Genomic DNA, 16,805 nt, shown 5'->3' with positions numbered 1-16,805 from the left:
GTTGCGTTGTGGGTTGTCCTCGCCGGACGGGCAGGTCTCGCGGGTGGCGGAGGGGTTGTTCGGCGGCGGTTGGGTTCGGGTCTGCCTGCCATCCCGTCGGCGTGGGCTGGAGCCCGCTTCGCGGGCCCGGAACGCGTAGCACCCGGTTTGGTGCCGTGAAAGGCGCGTTGACGGCGTGGCAATGCCCTGAAAGGCGCGTTCAGGGCGCTGGGCGCCCTGAACGGCCCATTCACGGCACTCGTTGTGCCGTGAACGCGCCGTCGGGCGCCCGAACGGCGCTAAAGCCCGGGCGCTACGCGCCCGCCCCGCGAAGCGGGGCCTTGTCCGCGCAACCCCGGCGGTGGCGCAAGCCCACCCCAACGGGCCAGTCTAGCTGCGGGATGCCGCCGTGCGGAACCACTGGAACGCGAGCACGACCATCGCCGCCACGGCGATGACCATGCCGATGCCCAGGTCGGAGCCGGAGGACTGGCGGGACCAGATCGCCAGCACGCCGTCGACGGAGGCGAACCAGCCGCCTGCCGCGCCGACCCACGCGAAGAACCAGCGGCGAGTGATCAGCGTCAGAGCCGAGGCGAGCACGCCGAACAGCACGGCCGTGGCCGCGAACAGGCGCGGCACCATCACCGCCTTGCCGGTCTCCTGGCCGATCAGCACCTCGAGGCCGGTCGCGCCGTTCATCCACGGCAGGACCAGGCCCACCAGCAACACGAACACGGCCACCGCGATCACGACCGCGCGGCCGCCGAGTTCGACTGTCCGTGACGCGCGGCGACCGACCTCGTCGATCTCCTCGCGCAGATGGTCCTCGGAGTCGGTCATCGGACTGCGCATCCACCCACCGGTTCGTTCGTCGGCTGACTCGTTGCCGCGGGCGGGCCGAAGGACGGCAGTCCCAGCCCGACCCCGGACGTGCGGGGCCGCACGCCCTCCTCGTGGTTGTCGCCTGCCCGCGTGCGCCGGTGCGACACCAGCCCGCCGTCGGCCACCAGGTGGTGCGGCGCGCCGTAGGTGATCACGGTCTCGACCACGTCGCCCGGCCGGATCGCCGCGGTGCCCGGCGCGAAGTGCACGAGGCGGCCGTCGCGCGCCCGGCCGGACATGCGCAGGGTGTCGGCGTCCTTGCGGCCCTCGCCCGTCGACACCAGCACCTCGACCTGCTTGCCGACCAGCGCCTTGTTCGCGGCCCAGGACACCTCCTCCTGCACGGCGATCAGCCGTTCGAAGCGTTCCTGGACCACCGCCTTGGGCAGCTGGTCCGGCAGCGTCGCGGCCGGCGTGCCGGGGCGCTTCGAGTACTGGAACGTGAAAGCCGACGAGAACCGCGCCGCGCGCACCACGTTCAGCGTCTCCTCGAAGTCCTCCTCGGTCTCGCCGGGGAAGCCGACGATGATGTCGGTGGTGATGGCGGCGTCGGGCATCGCGGCACGCACGTCGTCGATGATCGACAGGTACCTCGCCTGCCGGTAGGAGCGGCGCATCGCCTTCAGCACCCGGTCCGAGCCGGACTGCAGCGGCATGTGGAGCTGGTGGCACACGTTCGGCGTCTCGGCCATCGCGGCGATGACGTCCTCGGTGAAGTCCTTGGGGTGCGGCGAGGTGAACCGCACGCGCTCGAGGCCGTCGATCCCACCGCACGCGCGCAGCAGCTTGCCGAACGCGAACCGGTCGCCGAACTCGACACCGTAGGAGTTCACGTTCTGTCCGAGCAGGGTGACTTCGAGTACGCCCTCGGCGACCAGTGCCTCCACCTCGGCCAGCACGTCACCGGGGCGGCGGTCCTTCTCCTTGCCGCGCAGCGACGGAACGATGCAGAACGTGCACGTGTTGTTACAGCCGACCGACACCGACACCCACCCGGAGTGCGCGGAGTCGCGGCGTGCGGGCAGCGTCGAAGGGAACGTCTCGAGCGACTCCAGGATCTCCACCTGGGCCTCGGAGTTGTGCCTGGCCCGCTCCAGCAGCACCGGCAGCGCGCCGATGTTGTGGGTGCCGAACACGACGTCCACCCACGGCGCCTTCCTGACGATCTCGCCGCGGTCCTTCTGCGCGAGGCAGCCGCCGACGGCGATCTGCATGCCGGGGTTGGCGATCTTGGTCGGCCGCAGATGGCCAAGGTTTCCGTACAGTTTGTTGTCGGCGTTCTCCCGGACCGCGCACGTGTTCAGCACGACGATGTCGGGCACGCCGCCGTCCGCGGCCGGCGCGTAACCAGCGTCTTCGAGCAGGCCGGCCAGCCGCTCGGAGTCATGCACGTTCATCTGGCAACCGAACGTGCGTACCTGGTAGGTGCGAGTGCTCATCTCAGCTACCGAGGGTACGCGTGACCGCATTGAGACCTTGTGCGTGGTCCAACTGTATGAACTTCTATATGCAGTAGGGGTAGGTTTTCGCGCATTACCGGGCCGCTACCCTCAGCTTGCCCTGGTGTACGCACGTTGGAGGAGATTGATGACCGAAGCCGCTTCCGACACCCCCATGATCCGCATGGTGGAGGTGGACAAGTACTTCGGGCAGCTCCACGTGCTCAAGAACATCAACATCGAGGTGCCGCGCGGACAGGTCGTGGTGGTGCTGGGGCCGTCCGGTTCCGGCAAGTCGACACTGTGCCGTGCGATCAACCGCCTCGAACCGATCAACTCCGGGCTCATCGAGATCGACGGGAAGCCGCTTCCGGCGGAGGGCAAGGAGCTCGCGACACTGCGGGCCGACGTCGGGATGGTCTTCCAGTCGTTCAACCTCTTCGCCCACAAGACCATCCTCGACAACGTGATGCTGGCGCCCGTCAAGGTGCGCAAGCTCGCGCAGCCGGAGGCGAAGCGGACCGCGATGGAGCTGCTGGAACGCGTCGGCATCGCCAACCAGGCCCAGAAGTACCCCGCTCAGCTCTCCGGTGGCCAGCAACAGCGCGCCGCCATCGCCCGGGCGCTCGCGATGAAGCCCAAGGTCATGCTCTTCGACGAGCCGACCTCGGCGCTGGACCCCGAGATGATCAACGAGGTCCTCGACGTCATGACCACCCTCGCCGAGGAGGGCATGACGATGCTGGTCGTCACCCACGAGATGGGTTTCGCGCGCAACGCCGCGCACCGGGTGGTCTTCATGGCCGATGGTGAGATCGTCGAGGACTCGACGCCGAAGGAGTTCTTCTCGGCGCCGAAGTCGAACAGGGCGAAGGATTTCCTCGGAAAGATCCTCACACACTGAGGACCCTCCAGCGGCGTGCTCGCCGCATGACCGACAAGAGCAGGAGAAGTGGCAATGAGGGTTCGTACCCTTGCAATCGGGTTGCTGGTCGGCGGCCTTTCGCTCACCGCGTGCGGTAAGGAAGGCGCGCCGACAGACGACGTGACCGGTGGCGGCCCGTCGACGACGGCGGAGGTCGCCACCGACGTCAACATCGAAGGCTCCCCCACGTTCGACCGGATGACCCAGAACGGCAAGGTCGTCATCGGTGTCAAGGAGGACCAGCCTGGTCTGGGTTACAAGGACCCGACCACCGGCGAGTACTCCGGCTTCGACATCGAGATCGCCCGCCTGGTCGCCGCCAAGCTCGGCTTCGGCGAGGACAAGATCGAGTACAAGACCGTGCAGTCCGCCGGTCGTGAGGCCGCCGTCACCAACGGCACCGTCGACTACTACGTCGGCACCTACACGATCAACGACAAGCGCAAGCAGCAGATCTCCTTCGCGGGCCCGTACTTCGTGGCCGGCCAGGACCTGCTGGTGCGCAAGGACGACGACTCGATCACCGGCAAGGACACCCTGAAGGGCAAGAAGGTCTGCTCGGTGACCGGCTCCACGCCGATCCAGAAGATCCGCGACGAGGGCCTGACCGAGCCCGGCAACATCGTCGAGTTCCAGGGCTACTCGCAGTGCGTCGACAAGCTGCTCACCAAGGAGGTCGACGCGGTCACGACCGACGACGCCATCCTGAAGGGCTTCGCCGCGCAGGACCCCGACAACCTGAAGGTCATCGGTGAGACGTTCTCCGAGGAGCCCTACGGCATCGGCCTGCCCCGGGACGACAAGGCGCTGCGCGACGCGGTGAACGACATCCTGGAGACCGCCCTCGAGGACGGCACCTGGCAGGAGATCTACGACAGCACGCTCGGCAAGTCGGGTTCGACGGCCGAGAAGCCGACCATCGAGCGCTACTGATCCAACCCTGATCGTGGGTGGTCACCGGCAAGGTGACCACCCACCGTCATAACCACACTTCATCAGCGGGGAAGGCCCGATGAACATACTGATCGACTATTGGCCGTTGTTCCGGGACGGCTTCCTCACCACGATCGAGTTGTTCCTGTTCGCCGGTGTCGCGTCGTTGGTCTTCGGCGTGTTCCTGGCAATGCTGCGGGTCAGCCCCGTGCCGGTGTTCCGGGCGGCCGGCACGCTCTACGTGACCGTCGTGCGGAACACCCCGCTGACGCTGGTGTTCCTGTTCTTCGTCTTCGCCTACCCGTACCTCGACATCATCGAGATGTCCTTCTTCACCGCCGCGGTGGTCGCGCTGTCGTTCTACACCTCGGCGTTCATCTGCGAGGTCGTGCGGTCCGGCATCAACACGGTGCCGCTCGGCCAGGCGGAAGCCGCCCGAGCGCTCGGCCTGACGTTCGGTCAGTCGCTCGCCGAGATCATCCTTCCGCAGGCGATGCGGTCGGTGGTGCCGCCGATGGTGAGCACGCTGATCGCCCTGCTGAAGAACACCACCATCGCCGCCGGGTTCTCCGTCGCGGAGGCGGGCCGGATCCGGTCCGTGCTCTCCGACGACGGCGAGAACCAGCTGCTCGGCCTGCTGTGGGTGTCGCTGGGCTTCGTCATCCTGGTCATGGTGCTGACGCTGGTGCAGCGGAGCCTCGAGAAGCGTTGGAGCGTGGCCCGGTGAACGGAGCCTGCGGAGTGGACCAACGAAGCTGGGCGACCCGCGAGCGGACGCTCGGAGCCTGCGAGGAGCGGTCATGAGCAACATCCTGTTCGACGCGCCGGGCCCCCGTGCACGCTTCCGGCACCGCATCCTGGCGGTGCTCGGCGGTATCGCGCTTGCCGGGATCATCGTCTACATCGGCTGGCGCTTCTACGACAGTGGCCAGTTCACCGCCCGCAAGTGGGAGTGGATCCAGTACACGCAGATCCAGGAGGATCTGATCGAGGCGGTCCTGGCGACACTGCAGGCGTTCGCCCTTGGCGCCTTGCTGGCGCTCGTGTTCGGTGCGATCTTCGCCGCGGGCAGGCTGTCGGAACACAAGCCGGTGCGGATGGTGTCCGGCTTCGTCGTGGAGCTGTTCCGGGCCATCCCGCTGCTGATCCTGATGTTCCTGTTCTACTACGGCCTGCCGACGGTCGGCGTCAGCATGTCGCCGTACATGGCCGTGGTGCTGGGTCTCATGCTCTACAACGGCTCGGTGCTCGCGGAGGTGTTCCGCGCGGGCATCCAGGCGCTGCCGCGCGGGCAGGCCGAGGCCGCGTACGCGCTGGGCATGCGCAAGACCCAGGTCATGGTCCTGATCCTGCTGCCGCAGGCGCTGCGGTCGATGATGCCGACGATCATCAGCCAGCTGGTCGTGCTGCTCAAGGACACCGCGCTCGGCTTCCTCATCACCTACGAGGAGCTGCTGCGGTTCGCGCAGCGCATCGGCGGCGACGGCCTGTTCAGCAGGCCGTTCGTGCCGACGGCGATGGTCGTGGCCGCGATCTACATCGGCCTCTGCCTGCTGCTGACCTGGTTCGCCAACTACCTGCAGAAGCGGGAGCGGCGCAGCAAGAAGCACATCGACCTGGAGGACGGCCGGGTCAGGGACCTCGAGGCGACCCTGGCCGGTCAGACGGGCGGGAAGTGACTTCCTGACGGGCACCCGGTCCTCCTACGACCGAGGGTGGCGTGGCAATGCCCTGAAAGGCGCGTTCAGGGCGCTGAGCGCCCTGAACGGCCCATTCACGGCACTCGTTGTGCTGTGAACCGCGCCTTTCACGGCGTCGGGCGACCGCGTGAGCTGGCGGGCAAGCCCGTGGAACGGGTGCCCCAGTGAGAACACAGGAGGAGCCGCACCCGTGGGTGCGGCTCCTCCTGTGAACTGTCCTCAGTGGCGGCTGCCGCTGCGGCGGAACAGCTTGTTGCCCAGCCACACCACCGGGTCGTACTTGCGGTCGACCACGCGCTCCTTCATCGGGATCAGCGCGTTGTCGGTGATCTTGATGTGCTCGGGGCACACCTCGGTGCAGCACTTGGTGATGTTGCAGAACCCGAGACCGTGCTCCTCCTGCGCGGCGCGCTCGCGGTCGGCCTCGTCGAGGGGGTGCATCTCGAGCTCAGCGATCCGCATGAGGTAGCGCGGACCGGCGAAGTGCTCCTTGTTCTCCTCGTGGTCACGGATGACGTGGCAGGTGTTCTGGCACAGGAAGCACTCGATGCACTTGCGGAACTCCTGCGAGCGCTCGACGTCCTGCTGCTTCATCCGGTACTCGCCGAGACCGAGGTGCTTCGGCGGCGCGAAGGCCGGGATCTCCCGCGCCTTCTGGTAGTTGTACGACACGTCGGTGACCAGGTCGCGGATCACCGGGAACGTGCGCAGCGGCGTGACGGTGATCGTCTCCGACTCGGTGAACACCGACATGCGCGTCATGCACAGCAGGCGCGGCATGCCGTTGATCTCCGCGGAGCACGAGCCGCACTTGCCCGCCTTGCAGTTCCAGCGCACCGCGAGGTCCGGTGCCTGCGTGGCCTGCAGGCGATGGATGATGTCGAGTACGACCTCACCCTCGTTGACCTCGACGGTGTAGTCCTGGAGGTCGCCGCCGTCGGCGTCGCCGCGCCAGACCTTGAAGTTGGCCTTGTAACTCATGACGCCCCCTCGCGGTCGCCCTGTGTTTGACTGTTCGCTACGCAAGCTCCGCTCACGAGGCGCTCCTCTGCGGGTGGGCGGCCAGTTCCTCGTCCGTGAAGTACTTCTCCAGCTCGGACAGCTCGAACAGCTCGAACAGGTCATCGCGCATCGGCACCTGCTCCTTCGGCGTGACCCGCGCACCGTCGTCGTAGGCTTCGCACACCAGCAAGGTGTTGCGCCACTTGGCGTCCATGCCGGGGAAGTCGTCGCGGGTGTGCCCGCCACGGCTCTCCGTGCGCAGGAGAGCGGCCTTCGCGACGCACTCGCTGACGAGCAGCATGTTGCGCAGGTCCAGCGCGAGGTGCCAGCCGGGGTTGAACTCGCGGCGGCCCTCGACGGCGACGAGCTTCGCCCGCTCCTTCAGCTCAGCGAGCTTGTCCAGCGCCTGCTGGACCTCGTCTTCCTTGCGGATGATGCCGACCAGTTCGTTCATCGACTGCTGGAGTTCGGCGTGGATCGTGTACGGGTTCTCCGCCTGCCCCGAGCTGGGGTAGTCGAACGGGCTCGTCGCCCACACGGCGGCGCTGTCCACATCGGACTCGGAGATCTTCGGGCGCTGATCGAGCGAGTCGACGTACTCGGCGGCCCCGAGCCCGGCACGGCGGCCGAACACGATCAGGTCGGACAGCGAGTTGCCGCCGAGGCGGTTGGAGCCGTGCATGCCGCCCGCGACCTCACCGGCCGCGAACAGGCCGGGCACGATCGACGACGCGGTGTCGGGGTCGACCTCGATGCCACCCATGACGTAGTGACAGGTCGGCCCGACCTCCATGGGCTGCGCGGTGATGTCGACGTCGGCCAGTTCCTTGAACTGGTGGTACATCGACGGCAGCCGGCGGCGGATCTCCTCGGCGGGCAGACGGCTCGCGATGTCCAGGAACACGCCGCCGTGCGGTGAGCCGCGGCCGGCCTTGACCTCGGAGTTGATCGCGCGCGCGACCTCGTCGCGGGGCAGCAGGTCCGGGGTGCGCCGGTTGTTGTCCTGGTCGGCGTACCAGCCGTCGGCCTCCTGCTCGGTCTCCGCGTACTGGCCCTTGAACACGTCCGGGATGTACTCGAACATGAAGCGCTTGCCGTCGGAGTTCTTCAGCACACCGCCGTCACCGCGCACGCCCTCGGTGACCAGGATGCCCTTCACCGACGGCGGCCAGACCATGCCGGTCGGGTGGAACTGCACGAACTCCATGTTGATCAGCGAGGCGCCCGCGCGCATCGCCAGCGCGTGCCCGTCGCCGGTGTACTCCCAGGAGTTCGAGGTGACCTTGAACGACTTGCCGATGCCGCCGGTCGCCAGCACGATGGCGGGCGCGGAGAACAGCACGAACTTGCCGGAGTCGCGCCAGTAGGCGAACGCGCCGGCGATCCGGTCGCCGTCCTTGATCAGCTCGGTGACGGTGCACTCGGAGAAGACCTTGAGCTTGGCCTCGTAGTCGCCGAACTCCGCGTGGTCCTCCTGCTGCAGCGAGACGATCTTCTGCTGCATGGTGCGGATCATCTCGAGGCCGGTGCGGTCACCGACGTGCGCGAGCCGCGGATAGGTGTGGCCACCGAAGTTCCGCTGGCTGATCTTGCCGTCCTTGGTGCGGTCGAACAGCGCACCGTAGGTCTCCAGCTCCCAGACCCGCTCGGGGGCCTCCTTGGCGTGGAGCTCGGCCATCCGCCAGTTGTTGAGGAACTTGCCGCCACGCATGGTGTCGCGGAAGTGGACCTGCCAGTTGTCCTTCTCGTTGACGTTGCCCATCGAGGCGGCACAGCCACCCTCGGCCATGACCGTGTGGGCCTTGCCGAACAGCGACTTCGAGATGATCGCGGTCTTCTTGCCCTGCTGGCGCGCCTCGATGGCAGCGCGGAGACCGGCGCCACCGGCACCGATGACGATGACGTCGTAGTCGAATCGCTCGACCTGAACCTGAACCATGGTTCCTTCTCAGTCTCAGTTGAAGATCCGCAGGTCGGTGATCCAGTCCGCGGACACCGCCATGATGTACGCGTCCGTGATGATCACCGTGAAGAGCGAGATCATGGCGAACTGGCCGTGCCGGGGGTTGAGCTTGGACACGAACTGCCAGTAGCGGTACCGGAGTGGGTGCTTGGAGAAGCTCTTCAGCTTGCCGCCGATGATGTGCCTGCACGCGTGACACGACAGCGTGTAGGCGACGAGCGCCACGACGTTGATCAGGATGATGATCGTGCCGAGCCCCATGCCGATGCCGCCGTTCTTGCCGTGGAAGGCAAGCACCGCGTCGTAGATGTTGATGCAGGCGAAGATCAGCGCCGCGTAGAAGAAGTACCGGTGCCCGTTGGTCAGGACGTACGGGAACTTGCGCTCGCCGGAGTACTTCTTGGCCGGCTCGGGCACCGCGCACGCGGCGGGGGAGAACATCAGCGACCGGTAGGCGGCCTTGCGGTAGTAGTAGCAGGTCGCGCGGAAGCCGAGCAGCACCAGGAACGTGATGATCCCGATGGGGATCCACGAGGCGTAGGTCGGGATGAACTCACCGAAGTGGCTGGAGCCCGGCACACACGCCGCGTTGACGCACGGCGAGTACATGGGCGTGAGATAGTGCTCCTCGGCCGCCCAGTAGTGGTCGTTCATGAAGTAGCGGACCAGCGCATAAGCGGTGAAGAACAGCAGGATCCCGCCAGTGCTCAGCGGGTAGGCCCACCAACGGTCGGTCCGATACGTGCGCTCGGTTATTTGCGCCCGGTCGGGGGCACCGACGCCAGCCTTCATTGTTTGTCCTCGACTTCGGAACGATTTGTTTGTCAGAGACTAACCGCGATCTGTGCCAGTGACGGCGTTCCGCGTGTCACACCCCGGTGCGCGATGGGTCGGCATCGTCGGCACCTTCCTGCGGTCTGCTCACCTCCGACGGGCCGCCGCGGAAGACGACCGCCGAGCCGCCAACTGTGCCGTCGGTGGCAAGAGGAGAAGTACCACACGCTGGGAAAGCGCCGGTTGGCGGCCTGTGCACAAGGTGTCCTGGGGCACGCGGGAAGCGGATACGTGACCAGGACACGCAGAGACCGTACTCCGCCCGGCCGACCGCCGGGGACCGCCCGCCCCGAAACAGGGAATTCGGCTTCACCACACCGAATTCGCCAGCCAGGCCGCATTAGGAGAACGCGTTGTATACAGAATGCAACGCAAAGTTAGGTAGTCCTAATGACATGGCCCAAATCACGCGATCGATCAAGAAGACCGGACGAGAACCCAGGAACGAAGCGGAAGTGGGCCCCGATCCCAAGGTTGCGATTCGGTGAACCTTCCACAGAGGAACCCGGACCGTCCCAGCAGGACAGCGTGGGCAGCGCCCCCATCAGGCAAAACGTCCGCCGGGGCCAGCACGGCGAAAGCAAAGCCCGACTGGCGAGTAACAAAAGCGGAAGACAAGCATCCGAACACGAATCCAAGTCCCGCGAAGGCACAAGCCACACACCGAGCAGGACCACAACCCAGCCCCAGCCAAGGAAGCGGCTTCCCCGAAGATCGACGTGGCTCAACCACCGTCAACGGTCAACCGGACGAGCCCCTGCTGCCAACCGCTCCCCGACCCCGCAACCGCTCACAAAGCGTCATCAAGCAACGAGGTACGCAACTCGTCCTTCACCACCCGGTACGCGAGCCCCTCCCCGTACCCCTTGCGAGCCAGCATCCCCACCAGCTTGCGGACCTTCGTCGGCTCGTCGGCGGTGGACAGCGCGCGCATGCGCTTGCGGACGAGCTGCCGGGCCCGTTCCTCCTCGGCGTCCTGGTCGACCGTCGCCAGTGCTTCCTCGGCGGACTCGTCCGCGACGCCCTTCTTGCGCAGCTCCATGGCCAGCGCGCGGCGGCTCAGGCCCTGGAAGTTGTGCCGGGAGCGGACCCACACCTCGGCGAACGCGGCGTCGTCGATCAGTCCGACCTCGTCCAGCCGGTCGAGCACCTTCGACGCCACGTCCTCCTCGACGCCCTTGCGGGCGAGCGCCTGCGCCAGCTCCACCCGCGTCCGGGGACGCGCGGTCAGCAGGCGCAGGCAGATGTCCTTCGCCTGCTGTACCGGGTCTTCCGGCGGCTTGGGGGTGCGCTGGTCCGCGCCGGAGGACGAGTCGTCGTTCGGCCTCCGGCTTCCTCGACGGCCAGCCACCGGCTAGAAGTCCACCGGGGCGGGCGCGGGCTCGGTGACGTCGGCGTCGAGCTTGGCGCCGACGCCGAGCTTGTCCTTGATCCGCTTCTCGATCTCGTTGGCGATGTCCGGGTTCTCGAGCAGGAACTTCCGCGCGTTCTCCTTGCCCTGGCCCAGCTGGTCGCCCTCGTACGTGTACCAGGCGCCGGACTTGCGCACGATGCCGTGCTCGACGCCCATGTCGATGAGCGAGCCCTCGCGGGAGACGCCCTTGCCGTACAGGATGTCGAACTCGGCCTGCTTGAACGGCGGCGCGACCTTGTTCTTCACGACCTTGACGCGGGTCCGGTTGCCGACCGCCTCGCCGCCGTCCTTCAGCGTCTCGATGCGGCGGACGTCCAGGCGCACCGACGCGTAGAACTTCAGCGCCTTGCCACCCGTCGTGGTCTCCGGCGAGCCGAACATGACGCCGATCTTCTCGCGCAGCTGGTTGATGAAGATCGCGGTCGTGCCGGAGTTGCTGAGCGCACCGGCGATCTTGCGGAGCGCCTGGCTCATGAGGCGCGCCTGCAGACCGACGTGGTTGTCACCCATCTCGCCCTCGATCTCGGCGCGCGGCACGAGCGCGGCCACCGAGTCGATGACCAGGATGTCGAGCGCGCCGGAGCGGATCAACATGTCCGCGATCTCCAGCGCCTGCTCACCGGTGTCGGGCTGCGACACCAGCAGCGCGTCGGTGTCGACGCCCAGGTTCTTCGCGTACTCGGGGTCCAGCGCGTGCTCCGCGTCGATGAACGCCGCGATGCCGCCGGTCTTCTGCGCGTTGGCGACCGCGTGCAGCGCCAGCGACGTCTTACCGGACGACTCAGGGCCGTAGATCTCCACGACCCGGCCGCGGGGCAGGCCGCCGATGCCAAGCGCGACGTCCAGAGCAATGGATCCGGTCGGGATGACCTCGATCGGCGCACGGGTCTCGTCGCCGAGACGCATGACCGACCCCTTGCCGAAGTTCTTGTCGATCTGGGCGAGGGCCAGGTCCAACGCCTTCGCGCGATCGGGGGCTGCTGCTGCCATCTGAGATCCACCTTGGTTGTTTTTAGACCGCTTTGCACTCACGCCGGCGACGCTAACGGCAAGCACCGACAATTTCGGGCTGAGGGGGCCGACCTGTGGACAACTCACCCGGTTGTGGACAACAGGCTAGCCGAACGCCTGTTCGAGCCGGCAGCGACACGCCGCTCGTGGTCACCGCCGCTCGGACGGCACCTCGAACGCCTCGCACACGGCGCGCCAGATCTGTTTCGGCTCCAGCCCGGCGTCGAGGGCCTGGTCCACCGTGCGCCCGCCGAGCGAGCTGAACACGTGGTCGCGGGCGAGCATGTCGGCCCGCACCTCGCCGAATTCCTGGGCCATGAGCTTGCGGAACACCGTGATACGCATCGGTGGCAGCCTACGACCCGCCGGGATCTGGGAGAATCCGGTCATGGTGGACCTGGAACCGACCGGCCTCGAGTCGATACTGATCGACGTCGCCGTCATCGGCGCACTGGTGGCGGCGATCGTGGTGGGCGTGATGGCGCTGCGGAACCGGCGGCGCTAGCCACGCCCTACAGGACATGACCCACACCCACGCAGCGGGCACCGAACGCGCAACGCCCGGCGGCCCCCCGCGGGGCGAGCCGGGTGCCCTGAAAGGCGCGTTCAGGGCGCTGAGCGCCCTGAACGGCCCATTCACGGCACTCGTTGTGCCGTCGACGCGCCATTCACGGCTCTGGAGGGCCTGTGGGTGTGCGCCCAGAGTCACTTCACATGATCTTCACGGGATCGATCGTCTAAGTTCCTGGCTGGACGTGCTCGGTGAAGTAGTCGCCGAGCGTGTCGGGCGTGAAGTCGTCCGACGCGCGCAGTTCGGTCCTGGACAGCCAGCCGACGAGCGGGCGGTCCTTGACGGTGAACACGAGCACGCCGGTGCCGCCGGTCACGCCGGCCCGCCAGCGCCCGTCCAGGCCGTTGCCCTTCCACTGCGCCTCGACGTGGTCGCCGTCGGTCATGTCGCCGAGCTCGGTGTTGGCGATCTTCTGCGCGTCCGGCTCCGACGCGACGTGGGCGTAGCTGACCTGGTAGCCGTCGGACAGCGAGCACATGACGTCCGCGTTGGTGTCCCGCTCGGCCGGTTCGCAGTCGCCGCTGTCGGCCACCCCGCCCGCGAGCTGCCGCAGGCAGTCCGTGAAGCCGTCGCCGTCCGGCTCGCCCTTCTGACCGCAGCTCTCCGCGGTCGGCAGGTCACTGCTCGGCTGCAGGACGAACACGGCGCCGACGGCGGCGATCGCGAGCACCACGACCGCGGCCACCCCGAGCACGAGCTTGCGCTTGCCGGTTCCCGCCGAGGGCACCGGGTTCTGCGCAGGGAACGCCGTGCTCGGCGGCCCCAGCACGGGGTTGCCGTGCGCGGGTGACATGGGCGTGGCGACCGGCGTCGGCACGCTGGGCGGGCCCGCGATCGGTGCCGGGGCGTGCGGTGCCTGCTGCGGCATCGGCGGCGGCATGACCGGCTGGCGGAAACCACCGGTCGGCGGTGTCTGCGGACCGATGGTGCCGGTCCTGAGGCTGACGCCCTCCGGCGTGATGTGGTGCGCGCCGAGCGCGACGGCCGTCTCGGGCTGGTCGAGGCTGGACGGGACCACGCGCAGCTGCTCGGCGATCAGCGTCGCGACCAGCGGGATCCGGCTGGAGCCACCGACCAGGTAGATGCCGACGAGCCGGTCCGGGGTGAGGCCGGTCGAGCGGATGGTCGAGGCGAGCAGCTCGACGCTGCGCAGCAGGCTGGGCCGGATCAGCGCCTCCAGCTCGACCCGCGTGACCAGCACGTCCTCGAACGGCTCCGGCAGCGGCACCTCCGTCTGCGGGTGGCGGGACAGGGCCTCCTTGGCGGCCTTCACGTCCTCGCGGAGCGCACGCTGCGCGCGCCGGTCACCGGTGGACTCCGGGCGCAGGATGCTCTGCCAGCGCCGTGGGTCGCGGGTCGACACCTGGCGGCCGACGTGTTCCAGCAGCGCCTGGTCCACGTCCAGGCCACCGAGGTCGGGCAGCCCCGCCTCGGCGAGGACCGCGTAGCCGGTCTGCGTCGCCGCGACGATCGCGACGTCGAACGTGCCAGCACCGAGGTCGTACACGGCGAGCGCGTGCCCCGGCGCCAGCTGCTGGCCGGGGAACGACGCGAAGTGCGCGGCCGCGGCGACCGGCTCCGGCACGAGGACGAGGTTGGTGCCCATCCCGGCGAGCCGGGCGGCGGCGAGCAGGACGTTGCGGCGCACCGGCCCCCACTGCGCGGGGTGCGTGAGGCGGACCTCGTCGGGCTTCGCACCGCCGAGCTGCCGGGCGGTCTCGTCCGCGACGCGGCGCAGCACGGCCCCGAGGGCCTCGGTGACCGGCACGACCACGTCGCCGAGCAGCAGCGTGCCCTCGTCGACCCTGCGCTTCGGGTTCGGCTCGAACCGGGCCGGGTCCAGCCGGGCACGACGCTCGGCGTCCCGCCCGACGACGAGGTGCCCGTCGTCGTCGGCGAAGAGCGCCGACGGCATCGTGGCGGACCCGTCCACCTCGATCACCCTCGGCGGCCTGCCGTGCGCGGACAGCACGGCAACCGTGTTCGACGTACCGAGGTCAACCGACAGGACGGCCACGACTCTCCCCTCGCGCTGGCTGGTCAGCAGAATGCTGCCATGCCCGCCCGTCCGATGTGGCCGGACCCGCGATACTCACGCGCCGGCCGGGTTGTCCGGCACGATCGCCGGCCGGTGGCTACGAGCCACCCCCGTCGCCGCCCGGCTTGACGTGCTGGTCGAAGTAGTCGAGCAGGTCGCTGATGTCGCCGTCGCCACCGATGTCGATGTTCATGAGCGCACCGGCGACCGGGGAGTCGTGTACCGCGAACAGGATCATGCCGCTGCCGCCGCCGATGTCGATGGCCGCGTAGGTGCCGGAGAGGTCGCCGCCCTCCCAGTCGCCCTGCTCCGATTCGCCGCCCGCGCCGTAGCTGTCGAGCTGTTCGACCACGGTGTCGATGTACTGCTTCGCGGACTCCACACCGGACTGCTGGCTGCCGTCGGCCTTGTCGCTCGCGCCGAAGTGCATGTACATGACGGTGTGCGTGTCGTCGAGGACGCAGGTGGCCGCGGTCGCGCCCGGGGTCTCGATCGGTGCGGCACCCCCCGCGGCCGCGCCTTCGTTGCACTCGTTGTTCTCCACGACCGCGCCCGCGACCTTGCGCATGCACTCGGACATGCCCTCGCCGTCGGCCTGGCGGTTCGAGCAGTCGGCGCCCGCGACGGTGCCCTCGCCGGAGTCACCGGACGTGGCGATGATGATGCTGACCACCGCGATCACCACGACCGCGACCACGGCCGTCGCGATGTACCACGGCTTGTTCGACGAACCGCTGCCCGGCCGGTGCTGCTGCGGCTGCTGCACCGGGTACTGCGCGGGCCCCACCGACATCGCGGGCACCGGCGTCGGCGTGCTCGGCGGGCCCTGCACGCGCTGCGGACCGCTGTTGGGGAACGGGTTCTGCGCGGGCGTGGACTGGGTCGGCGGCGGCGGCGGTGGCGGCGGCTTCCGCGGGCCGGGGTTGAACCCGCCGGTGCGCGGCGCCACGACCTGTCTCGTGCGCTGGACGTCCTCGATCGTGCTGCTGATGTCGCCGGTCCGCAGCGTGATGCCCTCGTGCGGCACGTGGTGCGCACCGAGGGCGACGGCCGTCTCCGGCTGGTCGAGGCTCGTCGGCACGACCCGCAGCTGCTCGGCGATCAGCGTCGCGATCAGCGGGATGCGGCTGGAGCCACCGACGAGGTAGATGCCGACGAGCCGCTCCGGCGTCATGCCGGTGGACCGGATGGTGCCCGCCAGCAGCTCGACGCTGCGCAGCAGGCCCGGGCGGATCAGCGCCTCCAGCTCGACCCGCGTGACCAGCACGTCCTCGAACGGCTCCGGCAGCGGCACCTCCGTCTGCGGGTGCCGGGACAGCGACTCCTTGCCCGCCTTCACGTCCTCGCGGAGCGCGCGCTGCGCGCGCCGGTCGGCGGTGGACGTCGGGCGCAGCAGGCTCTGCCAGCGGCCGGGGTCGCGCACGGAGACCTGTCGGCCGACGTGTTCGAGCAGTGCCTGGTCCACGTCCAGGCCGCCGAGGTCGGGCAGGCCGGCCTCGGCGAGCACCACGAAACCGTTCTGGGTGGCGCCGACGATGGCCACGTCGAACGTGCCGGCACCGAGGTCGTACACGGCCAGTGCCTGCCCTGGCACGAGCGTCTGGCCGGGGAAGGACGCGAAGTGGGCCGCCGCGGCGACCGGTTCCGGCACCAGGACGAGGTTCGAACCCATGCCTGCCTGGCGGGCGGCCGACAGCAGCACGTTGCGCCGCACCGGCCCCCACTGCGCGGGGTGGGTGAGCCGGACCTCGTCGGGCTTCTTGCCGCCGAGCTGGCGGGAGGTCTCGTCGATCACGCGGCGCAGCACCCCGGCGAGCGCGTCGGTCACCGGCACGACCTGGTCCCCGAGCAGCAGTGTGCCCTCGTCGACCCGGCGCTTCGGGTTCGGCTCGAACCGGGCGGGGTCTAGCCGGGCACGCCGCTCGGCGTCGCGGCCGACCACGAGGTTGCCGTCCTCGGCCGCGAACACCGCGGAGGGCATCATGGACGACCCGTCCACGTCGACGACCCGCGGCGGCCTGCCGTGTGCGGACAGCACGGCAACCGTGTTCGATGTGCCGAGATCCACAGACAGGACGTTCACGACTCTCCCCTCGTCGCCTTGCGCAGGA

General features: G+C 68.5%; 14 protein-coding genes. 4 read left to right on the top strand and 10 right to left on the bottom strand.

Going from position 1 to position 16,805, the window contains the following annotated elements; all coding sequences use genetic code 11:
• Positions 1-369 precede the first annotated feature (369 nt).
• Positions 370-822 carry an Rv2732c family membrane protein gene (locus ACFPCV_RS33785; protein ID WP_378060989.1) on the bottom strand — a complete coding sequence of 151 codons (453 nt, stop codon included), beginning with the start codon at positions 820-822 and terminating at the stop codon, positions 370-372.
• Entirely contained in the window at positions 819-2,303 is a 1,485-nt protein-coding gene (gene miaB, locus ACFPCV_RS33780; protein ID WP_378060988.1) for a tRNA (N6-isopentenyl adenosine(37)-C2)-methylthiotransferase MiaB, read from the bottom strand. Before miaB ends, ACFPCV_RS33785 begins: the two co-directional genes overlap by 4 nt.
• A 175-nt stretch (positions 2,304-2,478) precedes the next feature.
• On the opposite strand from miaB, the gene ACFPCV_RS33775 reads away from it, so the two are divergent.
• The 4 genes from ACFPCV_RS33775 to ACFPCV_RS33760 all read left to right on the top strand — a co-directional run bounded on the left by ACFPCV_RS33775 (position 2,479) and on the right by ACFPCV_RS33760 (position 5,840).
• Positions 2,479-3,207, top strand: coding sequence for an amino acid ABC transporter ATP-binding protein (locus tag ACFPCV_RS33775; protein ID WP_378061193.1), 729 nt, complete (start codon positions 2,479-2,481; stop codon positions 3,205-3,207).
• Positions 3,208-3,261: 54 nt separating this feature from the next.
• Positions 3,262-4,161 carry a glutamate ABC transporter substrate-binding protein gene (locus tag ACFPCV_RS33770; RefSeq protein WP_378060987.1) on the top strand — a complete coding sequence of 300 codons (900 nt, stop codon included), beginning with the start codon at positions 3,262-3,264 and terminating at the stop codon, positions 4,159-4,161.
• A gap of 79 nt (positions 4,162-4,240) precedes the next feature.
• Complete coding sequence (locus ACFPCV_RS33765) at positions 4,241-4,888, top strand: amino acid ABC transporter permease (RefSeq protein ID WP_378060986.1); 648 nt, start codon at positions 4,241-4,243, stop codon at positions 4,886-4,888.
• 73 nt (positions 4,889-4,961) lie between these two features.
• Positions 4,962-5,840: an amino acid ABC transporter permease gene (locus ACFPCV_RS33760; protein WP_378060985.1), complete on the top strand. Its 879-nt coding sequence runs from the start codon at positions 4,962-4,964 to the stop codon at positions 5,838-5,840.
• Positions 5,841-6,080: 240 nt separating this feature from the next.
• Here ACFPCV_RS33760 and ACFPCV_RS33755 read toward each other — a convergent pair whose 3' ends face one another.
• The 8 genes from ACFPCV_RS33755 to ACFPCV_RS33720 all read right to left on the bottom strand — a co-directional run bounded on the left by ACFPCV_RS33755 (position 6,081) and on the right by ACFPCV_RS33720 (position 16,777).
• Positions 6,081-6,842: a succinate dehydrogenase/fumarate reductase iron-sulfur subunit gene (locus tag ACFPCV_RS33755; RefSeq protein ID WP_378060984.1), complete on the bottom strand. Its 762-nt coding sequence runs from the start codon at positions 6,840-6,842 to the stop codon at positions 6,081-6,083.
• Positions 6,843-6,894: 52 nt separating this feature from the next.
• The gene (locus tag ACFPCV_RS33750) at positions 6,895-8,802 is read right to left on the bottom strand and encodes a fumarate reductase/succinate dehydrogenase flavoprotein subunit (RefSeq protein WP_378060983.1); all 1,908 of its coding nucleotides are present in this window, start codon (positions 8,800-8,802) and stop codon (positions 6,895-6,897) included.
• A gap of 15 nt (positions 8,803-8,817) precedes the next feature.
• Positions 8,818-9,618, bottom strand: a complete 801-nt coding sequence (locus ACFPCV_RS33745; protein ID WP_378060981.1) for a hypothetical protein — start codon at positions 9,616-9,618, stop codon at positions 8,818-8,820.
• An 832-nt stretch (positions 9,619-10,450) separates the two neighbouring features.
• A complete protein-coding gene (recX, locus tag ACFPCV_RS33740; RefSeq protein WP_378060979.1) occupies positions 10,451-11,011 on the bottom strand; it encodes a recombination regulator RecX in 561 nt (186 codons plus the stop codon).
• A gap of 3 nt (positions 11,012-11,014) precedes the next feature.
• Positions 11,015-12,064: a recombinase RecA gene (recA, locus tag ACFPCV_RS33735; RefSeq protein WP_378060978.1), complete on the bottom strand. Its 1,050-nt coding sequence runs from the start codon at positions 12,062-12,064 to the stop codon at positions 11,015-11,017.
• Between the two features lie 171 nt (positions 12,065-12,235).
• Positions 12,236-12,430, bottom strand: coding sequence for a DUF3046 domain-containing protein (locus ACFPCV_RS33730; RefSeq protein ID WP_378060977.1), 195 nt, complete (start codon positions 12,428-12,430; stop codon positions 12,236-12,238).
• Positions 12,431-12,822: 392 nt separating this feature from the next.
• On the bottom strand, positions 12,823-14,673 hold the full coding sequence (locus ACFPCV_RS33725; RefSeq protein WP_378060975.1) for an Hsp70 family protein: 1,851 nt from the start codon (positions 14,671-14,673) through the stop codon (positions 12,823-12,825).
• Positions 14,674-14,791: 118 nt separating this feature from the next.
• The gene (locus ACFPCV_RS33720) at positions 14,792-16,777 is read right to left on the bottom strand and encodes an Hsp70 family protein (RefSeq protein WP_378060974.1); all 1,986 of its coding nucleotides are present in this window, start codon (positions 16,775-16,777) and stop codon (positions 14,792-14,794) included.
• Between the last annotated feature and the right edge of the window lie 28 nt (positions 16,778-16,805).

The organism is Actinophytocola glycyrrhizae, from assembly GCF_042653545.1.
Taxonomy (GTDB): Bacteria; Actinomycetota; Actinomycetes; order Mycobacteriales; family Pseudonocardiaceae; genus Actinophytocola; species Actinophytocola glycyrrhizae.
The sequence above is the reverse complement of the archived record's forward strand: the minus strand, read 5'-3'. Positions and strand labels throughout refer to the sequence as shown.

What these genes read in the sequence shown, in the direction of transcription:
- ACFPCV_RS33755 (WP_378060984.1), bottom strand. Translation starts at nt 6,842, where the DNA reads ATGAGTTACAAGGCCAACTTCAAGGTCTGGCGCGGCGACGCCGACGGC.
- ACFPCV_RS33730 (WP_378060977.1), bottom strand. Translation starts at nt 12,430, where the DNA reads ATGCGTATCACGGTGTTCCGCAAGCTCATGGCCCAGGAATTCGGCGAG.
- ACFPCV_RS33745 (WP_378060981.1), bottom strand. Translation starts at nt 9,618, where the DNA reads ATGAAGGCTGGCGTCGGTGCCCCCGACCGGGCGCAAATAACCGAGCGC.
- miaB (WP_378060988.1), bottom strand. Translation starts at nt 2,303, where the DNA reads ATGAGCACTCGCACCTACCAGGTACGCACGTTCGGTTGCCAGATGAAC.
- ACFPCV_RS33760 (WP_378060985.1), top strand. Translation starts at nt 4,962, where the DNA reads ATGAGCAACATCCTGTTCGACGCGCCGGGCCCCCGTGCACGCTTCCGG.
- ACFPCV_RS33770 (WP_378060987.1), top strand. Translation starts at nt 3,262, where the DNA reads ATGAGGGTTCGTACCCTTGCAATCGGGTTGCTGGTCGGCGGCCTTTCG.
- ACFPCV_RS33785 (WP_378060989.1), bottom strand. Translation starts at nt 822, where the DNA reads ATGACCGACTCCGAGGACCATCTGCGCGAGGAGATCGACGAGGTCGGT.
- ACFPCV_RS33775 (WP_378061193.1), top strand. Translation starts at nt 2,479, where the DNA reads ATGATCCGCATGGTGGAGGTGGACAAGTACTTCGGGCAGCTCCACGTG.
- recA (WP_378060978.1), bottom strand. Translation starts at nt 12,064, where the DNA reads ATGGCAGCAGCAGCCCCCGATCGCGCGAAGGCGTTGGACCTGGCCCTC.
- ACFPCV_RS33750 (WP_378060983.1), bottom strand. Translation starts at nt 8,802, where the DNA reads ATGGTTCAGGTTCAGGTCGAGCGATTCGACTACGACGTCATCGTCATC.
- ACFPCV_RS33765 (WP_378060986.1), top strand. Translation starts at nt 4,241, where the DNA reads ATGAACATACTGATCGACTATTGGCCGTTGTTCCGGGACGGCTTCCTC.